The 9,061-nt window shown below is 70.0% G+C and carries 6 protein-coding genes; 3 read left to right on the top strand and 3 right to left on the bottom strand.

What is annotated here, in order from left to right; all coding sequences use genetic code 11:
• The coding region (locus G3N92_RS26990) for an SDR family NAD(P)-dependent oxidoreductase (RefSeq protein WP_206130645.1) at window positions 1-563 on the top strand (563 nt) is incomplete at its 5' end.
• Here G3N92_RS26990 and G3N92_RS26995 read toward each other — a convergent pair.
• From G3N92_RS26995 to G3N92_RS27005, 3 genes are read right to left on the bottom strand one after another with little or no spacing between them, the layout of a single operon-like run.
• Window positions 535-2,115, bottom strand: coding sequence for an efflux transporter outer membrane subunit (locus G3N92_RS26995; protein ID WP_206130646.1), 1,581 nt, complete (start codon window positions 2,113-2,115; stop codon window positions 535-537). The two genes, G3N92_RS26990 and G3N92_RS26995, sit on opposite strands and share 29 nt — an antisense overlap.
• Window positions 2,112-5,330 carry an efflux RND transporter permease subunit gene (locus tag G3N92_RS27000; protein ID WP_206130647.1) on the bottom strand — a complete coding sequence of 1,073 codons (3,219 nt, stop codon included), beginning with the start codon at window positions 5,328-5,330 and terminating at the stop codon, window positions 2,112-2,114. Before G3N92_RS27000 ends, G3N92_RS26995 begins: the two co-directional genes overlap by 4 nt.
• Before the next feature lie 9 nt (window positions 5,331-5,339).
• A complete protein-coding gene (locus G3N92_RS27005) occupies window positions 5,340-6,560 on the bottom strand; it encodes an efflux RND transporter periplasmic adaptor subunit (RefSeq protein WP_206130648.1) in 1,221 nt (406 codons plus the stop codon).
• 169 nt (window positions 6,561-6,729) lie between these two features.
• Between G3N92_RS27005 and G3N92_RS27010 the strand changes: the two genes are divergently transcribed.
• Both G3N92_RS27010 and G3N92_RS27015 read left to right on the top strand, forming a co-directional pair.
• Window positions 6,730-7,473: a response regulator transcription factor gene (locus G3N92_RS27010; protein WP_241015040.1), complete on the top strand. Its 744-nt coding sequence runs from the start codon at window positions 6,730-6,732 to the stop codon at window positions 7,471-7,473.
• The gene (locus G3N92_RS27015; RefSeq protein ID WP_206130650.1) at window positions 7,473-8,777 is read left to right on the top strand and encodes an ATP-binding protein; all 1,305 of its coding nucleotides are present in this window, start codon (window positions 7,473-7,475) and stop codon (window positions 8,775-8,777) included. Before G3N92_RS27010 ends, G3N92_RS27015 begins: the two co-directional genes overlap by 1 nt.
• The last annotated feature ends 284 nt before the right edge of the window (window positions 8,778-9,061 follow it).

The raw sequence follows: 9,061 nt of genomic DNA on the forward strand, positions 1-9,061 counted from the left end.
ACGACCCGAACCTGCTGGCCGCGCGCTACGAGGCGCGCGACCCGGACGCCGCGCGCGGCTGGGTGGACGCCACGCTGGCGCGCTTCGGCCGCATCGATGTGCTGGTCAGCAACGCCGGCATCTGCCGCAGCATCACGTTCGACGACGGCACCGACGCGCTGCTCGACGAAACGCTCGACATCAACGTGAAGGCGCCGTTCCGGCTCGTGCAGGCGGCGCTGCCGCACCTGAAGCGCGCCGGCAACGCGCGCTTCGTGCAGATCGCCTCGCTGTCGGGCAAGCGCGTGCGTAACGACAACGTCGGCTACCAGATGTCGAAGCACGCCACCGTGGCGCTCACCCACGCGGTGCGCCGCGCCGGCTGGAACGACGGCCTGCGCGCGGTGGCGGTGTGCCCCGGCTTCGTCAACACCGAGATGGCGGCCGGCATCGCCGACCTGCCGGCCGAGGCGATGACGCAGCCGGAAGACATCGCGCGGCTGGTCGCGAATACGATCGAGCTGCCGAACTCGGCCAGCATCGCCGAGCTGCTGATCAACTGCCGGCACGAGGATCTGTTCTGAGCGCCGCCTGCGCCTGCGCGCCCTCCCCCTCCCCATCCCCCGTTTCGGACCAGCCGCCGCCGAGCGTCTTGTAGAGCGTGACGAGGTTCGACAGCTTCGCAAGCTGATCCGTCACGAGCTGCTGCTGCGCCGTGTACAGCGTGCGCTGCGCGGTCAGCAACGTCAGGAAGCTGTCGCTGCCGGTGCGGTAGCGGGCCTGCGCGAGATCGTAGTAGCTCTGCGCGGCGCTCACGTAATCGCGGTCGGCCGCCAGTTGCGCCACGTAGGTTTCGCGGCCGGCCAGCGCGTTCGCCACTTCCTTGAACGCGGTCTGGATCGCCTTTTCGTAATCGGCCACGTCGATGTCCTTCTCGATCTTCGCGACGTCGAGCGAGGCCTTGTTGCTGCCGTAATCGAAGATCGGCACGGAGATCGACGGCGCGAACGTCCATGCGCCGGTGCCGGCCTTGAACAGCGTCGAGAGCCCGCTGCTGGCGGTGCCGGCGCTGGCGGTCAGCGTGATCTTCGGGAAGAACGCCGCGCGCGCCGCGCCGATGTTCGCGTTGGCCGCCTTCAGCGTGTGCTCGGCCTGCACGATGTCGGGGCGGCGTGCGAGCAGATCCGACGGCAGGCCCGGGCCCACGTCGGCCAGCATCGCGTCGCCGTCGAGCAGGCTGGTACCGCCGTCGAGGTCATCCAATCCATCCGGCAGCGGGCAGCCGATCTCGGCTTCGAGATTGTTGCGATCCTGCGCCACGGCCCGCGTGTACGACGCCGCGCTGGCGCGCGCGCTGGCCAGCGAGGTTTGCGCCTCGCGCACGTCCTGCAGCGACGCGCTGCCGATCTTCATCATGCTGACGGTCAGTGCGTAGGTCTGACGGTCGGCCTCGGCCGTTTCCGTCGCGATCTTCAGCATCGCCTGATCGGACAGCAACTGCAGGAAATCGGTGGCCACCGTCGCCACCAGCGAGAGCTGCGTGCTGGTGCGCGACGCGTCGGTCGCCAGGTAATTTTCCAGCGCCTGCCGCTTGAGGCTGCCCAGGCGGCCGAAGAAATCGATCTCCCACGAGGTGGTGCCCACCGTGACGCTGCTCGAACGGCTGACCGCGCCCGCGCTGCGCGCGCTCGTCAGCGAACCGCCCGCGTCGAGGGCGGGCGCCAGCGCGGCGCGCGCGATCCGGTATTGCGCCTCGTATTCGGCCACCTGCAGGGCCGCCACGCGCAGGTCGCGGTTGTGCGCGAGCGCGAGGCCGATCAGCGTTTGCAGGCGTGCGTCGCGGAAGAACGTGCGCCAGCCGACGTCGGCGGCGAGCGGCGCGGGGGAAACCGTGGAACCGGCGGAAGCGGCCGACGCCGCCGAGCCCATGGACGTTGCCGAGGCTGACGAAGCCACCGGGTTCACGGACGCCACGGAAGCAGACGATGCGGCCGACGCCGCCGAAGCCCCCGTCGAATACGCCGCCCCCGTGGGCCATGCACCGGCCATCGGCGCGGCCGGCCGCTGATAGGCCGGGTCGAGCGAACAGGCGCCGAGCGCCAGCGCGCACAGCAACGAGACGAGTTTCAATTTCATGCTTGATCCTTGGCGGAGCCGGCGGCGTCGTCGCCTTCATGGCCGCGGCGCGAATCGCCGAACAGCTTGCGCACCACGACGAAAAACACCGGCACGAAGAAAATGGCGAGCACGGTGGCGGCGATCATGCCGCCGGCCACGCCGGTGCCGATCGCGCGGCGCGCGGCCGACCCCGCGCCGCTGCTGATCACGAGCGGGAGCACGCCGAACACGAACGCCAGCGAGGTCATCAGGATCGGCCGCAGCCGCAGGTGCGCGGCCTCGATCACCGCGTCCAGCACGCTCCTGCCCTGCGCCTGCAGATCCTTCGCGAATTCGACGATCAGGATCGCGTTCTTGGTCGACAGCCCGATGGTGGTCAGCAGCCCCACCTTGAAGTAGACGTCGTTCGACAGCCCGCGCAGATGCGCGCCCAGCAGCGCGCCGAGCACGCCGATCGGCACCACCAGGATCACGGCGAGCGGCACGGTCCAGCTTTCGTACAGGCCGGCCAGGCACAGGAACACCACGATCAGCGAGATCGCGTACAGGTAGGTGGCCTGCGAGCCGGCCAGCACTTCCTGATACGACTGCCCGGTCCACTCCACGCCGAAGCCCGTGGGCAACTGTTTCGCCAGCGTCTCGACCGCGCTCATCGCCTGCCCGGTGCTGATGCCCGACGACGGCTGCGCGCTCATCTCGGCGGCCAGCTCGCGGTTGTAGCGCTCGATCTGCGGCGGGCCGAACGTCCAGCGCGTGGTGGCGAACGCCGAGAACGGCACCATCTGGCCGTCGTAGCCGGTGGCGGACGTCACCGAGGAGGTGGACGCCGCGCTCGACGTCGACGTGCTCGACGAGGACGACGACGCACTATCCGCCCGCACGTACCACTGCCCGATGTCGCCCGGCATCATCCTATAAGGCGCATCGGCCTGCACGTACACCTTCTGGATCCGCCCGGTATCGATGTAGTTGTTGACGTACGACGAGCCGAACGCGGTGGAAAGCGTCGAATTCACGTCGGCGATCGACAGCCCGAGCGCGCTGGCCTTCTCGCGATCGATGTCGACGTAGAGCTGCGGCGTATCCTCCAGCCCGGCCGGGCGCGTCATCGCCAGCGACGGATCCTTCGCGGCCAGCGCCATGAATCGGTTGCGCGCCTTCATCAGCGCGTCGTGGCCCTGCCCCGCGCGATCCTCGATCTCGAAGTCGAGCCCGCTCTGCGTGCCGAGCCCGTGAATCGCCGGCTCGTTCATGACGAAGATCTGCGCGTCGCGCGTCTTGCCGAGCGCCGCGTTGGCGCGGCCGATCACGGCCTGCGCGCTGTCGTTCGCGCCGCGCAGGCTCCAGTCCTTCAGTTGCACGAAGGCCATCGCGTTGTTCTGCCCCTGGCCGTTGAAGCTGAAGCCGTTCACCGTCATCACGTGGGTCACGGCCGGCTGCTTCAGGAAGTACCGTTCGACGGCCTCGACCGTCTTCAGCGTCTTCCCGGCCGGCGTGCCGACCGGCGCCGACACCGACACCATGATCGAGCCCTGATCCTCCTCGGGCAGATACGACGACGGCAGCGTCGCGTACAGGATGCCCACCACGCCGACGATCAGCCCGTAGCCGAGCATCCAGCGCAGCGGCCGCGCCACCACGCGCGCGAGCGCGCCGCTGTAGCGGGCGTTGCCCGTGTCGAACCAGCGGTTGAACGCCGCCAGCGGGCCGCGCCGGGCGGCGGCGTGCGCCGCTGCGGGCTTCAGCAGCGTGGCGCACAGCGCGGGCGTGAGCGTCAGCGCGAGCAGCACCGACAGCACCATCGCCGAGACGATCGTCACCGAGAACTGCCGGTAGATCGCGCCGGTCGAGCCGGAGAAGAACGCCATCGGGATGAACACGGCCGTCAGCACCGTGGTGACGCCCACCAGCGCGCCGGTGATCTGCCCCATCGCCTTGCGCGTGGCGGCGGCCGGGCCGAGCTTTTCCTCCGCCATGATCCGCTCGACGTTCTCCACCACCACGATCGCGTCGTCCACCAGCAGACCGATCGCCAGCACCATCGCGAACATCGACAGCACGTTGATCGAGAAGCCGATCACCGACATCACGCCGAGCGTGCCGAGCAGCGCCACCGGCACCACGATGGTGGGGATCAACGTGGCGCGCAGGTTCTGCAGGAACAGGTACATCACGAGGAACACGAGGATCACGGCCTCGATCAGCGTCTTGACCACCTCGACGATCGAGATCCGCACGAACGGCGTGGAATCGTACGGATAGGCGATCGCCACATCCTTCGGCAACTGCGGCTGCAGCTCGGCCAGCTTGGCGCGCACGGCGGTGGCCACCGCCATCGCGTTCGCGCCGGTGGAGAGCTTCACGGCCAGCGCGGCGGCCGGCTTGCCGTCGAGCCGCGACGAGGTGTCGTACGAATCGCCGCCTACCTCCACGCGCGCGACGTCCTTCACGCGCACCTGGGAGCCGTCGGTGTTCACGCGCAGCAGGATGTCGCCGAACTGGGCGGCGGTGGTCAGCAGGCTCGACGACGAGATCGTCGCGTTGATCGCCTGGCTGCCGGTGGCCGGCGCGCCGCCGAGCTCACCCACCGAGAGCTGCACGTTCTGGTTGGTGACGGCGGTGGTCACGTCCGAGGCGGTCAGGCCCACCGCGTGCAGCTTGACCGGATCGAGCCACACGCGCATCGCGTGCTGCGCGCCGAACAGCGTCACGTCGCCCACGCCGCTCAACTGCGTGAGCGGATCCTCGATCTGCGAGGCGATCACGTTGCCGAGATCGATCGAACTGAGCGAGCCGCCCGGCGACGACAGCGCCACGATCATCAGGAAGTCGCTCGCCGATTTCGCGACCTGCACGCCCTGCTCCTGCACCGTCTCGGGCAGCGAGGCGCTGGCCTGCGTGACCTTGTTCTGCACCTGCACTTGCGCGATGTCGGGATCGGTGCCGGGGCTGAACGTGAGCGTGATGGTGGCCTGGCCCGCGCCGCTGCTCTTGGAGGCCATGTAGACGAGGTTGTCGATGCCCGAGAGCTTCTGCTCGATCACCTGCGTGACGGTTTTCGCGACCGTGTCGGCCGACGCGCCCGGATAGGTGGCGGTGACCTGCACCGACGGCGGCGCGATGGTCGGATACTGCTCGATCGGCAGCGTGGTGGTGGCCGCGCCGCCGATCAGCATGACGACGATCGCGATCACCCAGGCGAGGATCGGGCGTTGAATGAAGAAGCCAGCCATTCGCCCTCCTTACGATGCGGCGGCGGCCGAAGCAGCCGAAGCGGCGGAAGCGGCGGAAGCCGGGGCTTCCTCGCTCGCCTTGACGGCCACGCCGGCGCGCACGCCCTGCAGGCCGCTCACGATCACGCGGTCGCCCGCCTTCAGCCCGCTCGTCACGATCCAGCGGTCGCGGTAGGCGGTGTCGGCCTTCACGGCCACCTGCCGCGCGTGCCCGCCGGCGTCGGCGAGCCACACGCTCGCGCTGCCGTCCGAGGCGCGCGTCACGGCCAGTTGCGGCACCAGCACGGCGTTGGCGTCCTCGCCCTCGTCGAGCCGCGCGCGCACGAACATCCCCGGCAGCAGTTCGCCGCCGGGGTTCGGGAAGATCGTGCGCAGCGTGACCGAGCCGGTGGTCGCGTCCACCGTGATGCCCGAGAACTGCAGCACGCCCGGTTGCGCGTAGGCCGTGCCGTCCTCCATCAGCAGCCGCACCGCCGCGCCGCCGCCGCTGCGCTGCAGCCGGCCCGACGCGAACGCCTTGCGCAGCCGCAGCCATTCGGCGCTGGAGCGCGTGACGTCGAGATACATGCGGTCGTAGCCCTGGATCGTGGCCAGCGCCGTGGTCTGGTCGGACGTGACGAGCGCGCCTTCCGTGACGGACGACGCGCCGATCCGGCCGGAGATCGGCGCGACGATCCGCGTGTAGCCGAGGTTGATGCGCGCCGTTTCGAGCGCGGCGCGATCGGCGATCACGTCGGCCCGATCCTCGCGCACGGCGGCGATCGCGTCGTCGTTGTCCTGGCCGCTGACGGCGTTGATCTTGACGAGCTGCGCGTAGCGGTCGGCCTTGGTGCGGGCCGATGCCAGCGTGGCCTCGGCCTTCGCCAGCGTGCCGCGCGCCTGATCGTAGGCGGCCTGGTAGGTGGCCGGGTCGATCTGATAGAGCACCTGGCCGGCCTTGACGTCCGCGCCCTCGGTGAACAGCCGGCGCTGGACGATGCCGCCGATCTGCGGGCGCACGTCCGACACCTTCAAGGCGGATAGGCGTCCCGACAATTCGGTCTGCTCGACGATGCGCTGCGGCGCGACCGTCTCGACGCCCACCTCGACCGCCGCCGCGGTGCCGCCGGGGCCGGCGGCCGGGGCCGCGCCGTCATGGCCGTGGCAGGCGGCCAGCCCCATCGTCAGCGAGACCGAAACCGGCGCCAGCCAGCGCGGCCCGGCGAGGCGAAATGCGAACTGCTTGTTCATGAACACGACCGATACGTATCGACAAGACGTGCACGATAGGCCGCATCGCTTCCAAGTTGTTGATTCTTCTATGCATTCATATATTGTGTCCGGATTGACACAAAGCGGGCGCCCCTGCCGCGCCCGCTTTGTCGGAGAATGCAGGCGGACCGCTTTCCCTCCTCCGAAATTGAACGACACCCGAATCCTGATCGTCGAGGACGATCCCGACATCAGCGCGCCGCTGGCCGAATTCCTGGCCGGCAAGGGCTACGCCATGCAGGTGGCCGGCAGCGTCGAGGCCGCCGACGCGGCGCTGCGCACGTTCGCCGCCGATCTGATCCTGCTCGACGTGATGCTGCCCGGCGAGGACGGCCTGGCCCTGTGCCGCCGCCTGCGCGCCCACGGCGGCCCGCGCATCATCATGCTGACCGCGCTCGACGAGCCCACCGACAAGGTGGTCGGCCTCGAAATGGGCGCGGACGATTACGTCTCCAAGCCGTTCGACCTGCGCGAGCTGCTCGCGCGGATCCGCGCCGTGCTGCGCCGGCACGAAGGCGGCACGGGCAACGCGAGCCCGGCCGACGCCGAGGCCGCGCCGCCCGCCGCGACCGAGCTCGTGATGCAGTTCTCGGGCTTCACGTTCTATCCGTACCGCCGCTTCGTGCGCTCGCCGGCCGGCCTGCGGATTCCGCTGACCGGCGCGGAAACCGATCTGCTGCTGGTGCTGTGCCAGCACGTGCGCCAGGTGCTGTCGCGCGAGGCGCTGATCGAACTCACGCGCGGCCGCAATTTTCCGATTGCCGAGCGCTCGGTCGATCTGCTCGTGAGCCGCCTGCGCCGCAAGCTGGCCGGCGACGATCCGTTCGACGAGGCGATCCGCACGCTGCGCGCCGGCGGCTACGCGTTCCAGTACGACGTGACGGTGCTCTGATGCGCCGCTTCCTGTCCACCACGCTCGGCCAGATCCTCGCGATCATCGCGTGCTCGTCGGTGGCGACGTTCGTGATCTTCGTGGGCTTGCTGTCGGCGCTGTCGTCGCCGCCCGCGCCGCCGTGGCCCTGGCAGAGCGCCTACCGGATCGCCGCGCTGGCCGAGAACCTGCGCGCCGTGCCGGCCGCCGAGCGCGAGCGCGTGCTCGCGGCCACGCGCCTGCCCGGCATGACGGCGCGCTTCGATCCGCCCGCGCCGGCCTGCACCGGCCTCACGTTCGACACGCACGACCTGCGGCAGATCCTCGACACGCTGCTGCCCGGCCAGCCCGGCATCCGCGCCGGCGGCTGCGCCTCGGCGCCGCCCGGGCAATCGATCGAGGTGCGCATCCCGCTCGACGGCCGCACGCTCGACATCCGCACCGATCGCACCGGCCTGGAGCCGAAGCGCTTCACGTTCCCGTTCTACGGCGCGCTGATCTTCCTGTGCATCGGCGTGGCCGCCATGTCGGCGTGGGCCGTCGCGCGCGTGATCCGGCCGCTGCGGCGGCTCTCGGAGCAGGCCGACGCGTTCGGGCAGGACATGGCGATGCAGCCGATCGAGGAGGAAGGCCCGCTCGAAATCCGCCGCGCGGCGCACGCGTTCAACTTGATGCAGGAGCGCATCACGCGCTCGGTGCAGGACCGCACGCGCATGCTGGCGGCCATCAGCCACGATCTGCGCACGCCGCTCACGCGCATGCGCCTGCAGGTGGAAACGGGCAAGGCCGAACTGGCGCGCCCGAAGCTGCTGCGCGACATCGATCTGATGCATGCGATGGTGGTGTCGGCGCTCGCGTTTCTCGGCAGCCGCACCACGCGCGAGAGCAAGGAATGGCTCGATCTCGGCGCGCTGATCTCGACGCTGTGCGACGAGTACGCCGAAAGCGGCGCGGCGATCGAATGCCGCGGCCCCGAGCAGATCCGCCTGTTCTGCCGGCCCGATGCGATGCACCGGATGCTGACCAACCTGATCGACAACGCGCTGCGGTTCGGCGAACGCGTGGTGGTGAGCACCGCCGTGACGGCGGGCGCGGTGCGCATCGAAGTGATCGACGACGGCCCCGGCATTCCCGAGGCACGGCTGGCCGACGTGGTGGAGCCGTTCGTTCGGCTCGACGCGTCGCGCGGCGGCGCGCCGGGCAGCGTCGGGCTCGGGCTGTCGATCGTCTACGAGATCGTGCAGGCGCACGGCGGCCGCTTCACGCTGCAGAACCGGCAGCCGTCGGGGCTGATCGCGCGCGTGGAATTCGATTACGCGGGTTGAGATCCCGAGGGCGCGCCGGCGCTGCGGTACCGCCTCGGCCCGAGGCAAAGAGAGAAAGAGGGAAAGAGAGGCAGCGCGCCCGGCTTGAACGGCCGGACGCCTTGGCGCCACGGCAACAGCGGCCTAGCGCTGCTGCCCCGCGCGCGGCTTGAACGTCAGCGGCGCTTCGTCGATCGTTGCGGGCGCATCCGATGTGCCGCAGCCGCCACAGGCCGAGCAGCCCGAATCGCAACCGGCCGCGCCCCCATCCGAACGCGACAGCCGCGCGCCGAGCCAGCGCATCC

The organism is Burkholderia sp. Ac-20379, assembly GCF_017104645.1.
In the GTDB taxonomy this organism is placed as follows: domain Bacteria; phylum Pseudomonadota; class Gammaproteobacteria; order Burkholderiales; family Burkholderiaceae; genus Burkholderia.

What these genes read in the sequence shown, in the direction of transcription:
- G3N92_RS27015 (WP_206130650.1), top strand. Translation starts at nt 7,473, where the DNA reads ATGCGCCGCTTCCTGTCCACCACGCTCGGCCAGATCCTCGCGATCATC.
- G3N92_RS27000 (WP_206130647.1), bottom strand. Translation starts at nt 5,330, where the DNA reads ATGGCTGGCTTCTTCATTCAACGCCCGATCCTCGCCTGGGTGATCGCG.
- G3N92_RS27005 (WP_206130648.1), bottom strand. Translation starts at nt 6,560, where the DNA reads ATGAACAAGCAGTTCGCATTTCGCCTCGCCGGGCCGCGCTGGCTGGCG.
- G3N92_RS26995 (WP_206130646.1), bottom strand. Translation starts at nt 2,115, where the DNA reads ATGAAATTGAAACTCGTCTCGTTGCTGTGCGCGCTGGCGCTCGGCGCC.